This is a genomic window from Arthrobacter sp. 4R501, assembly GCF_002929755.1.
In the GTDB taxonomy this organism is placed as follows: Bacteria; Actinomycetota; Actinomycetes; order Actinomycetales; family Micrococcaceae; genus Arthrobacter.
This window is the reverse complement of record NZ_PJIW01000088.1, coordinates 1-509: the sequence shown is the minus strand read 5'-3', so window position 1 is coordinate 509 and position 509 is coordinate 1. Positions and strand designations below refer to the sequence as shown.

The window sequence follows — 509 nt, the reverse complement described above, 5'->3', positions numbered from 1 at the left end:
GTCTCAATTTCAAAGCCGTCCGATTCCAGCTGAAGGATCTCCAGGCATTCCCTCCGAAACGCGATATATCCATAGCAAAGGTCAGAGTAGTTGCTATGCAGGACCGCATTGGCCAATCCGGTCAGAGCGCGGTTGCCAGCCTTCCTCAGCCGGGTCAGGTCTTCGGATCCTCCGCCCGTGACGTGGCGCGAGCCCTTAACGAAGTCGAAATCGTGCTGAAGCGGGGCAACGAACCAGCCGATCTCCTGGGGATCCATGCTGCCATCCGCGTCCAGCATGACAATGATGTCCCCTGAGGCTGCGGCAAAACCCGACCGGAGGGCCACGCCCTTGCCCTTACGCTGCTCATCGACAATGACAAGGTTGTCGCGGATAGCGCGGGCTACTCCCACCGTGTTGTCCGTGGAACGGCCGTCCACGATGACAACCTCGTCCACATACGAGGGAATCCGGCGAAGAACCCACGGGATATTCCTCGCCTCGTTCAGGGTGGGAATAACGACACTGAC

Annotated in this window: 1 protein-coding gene; it reads right to left on the bottom strand. The window is 59.1% G+C overall.

The genetic code is table 11. The features are described from left to right. Window positions 1-509: glycosyltransferase family 2 protein (locus CXR02_RS22020; RefSeq protein WP_258061178.1), on the bottom strand; the 509-nt coding region annotated here is incomplete at both ends.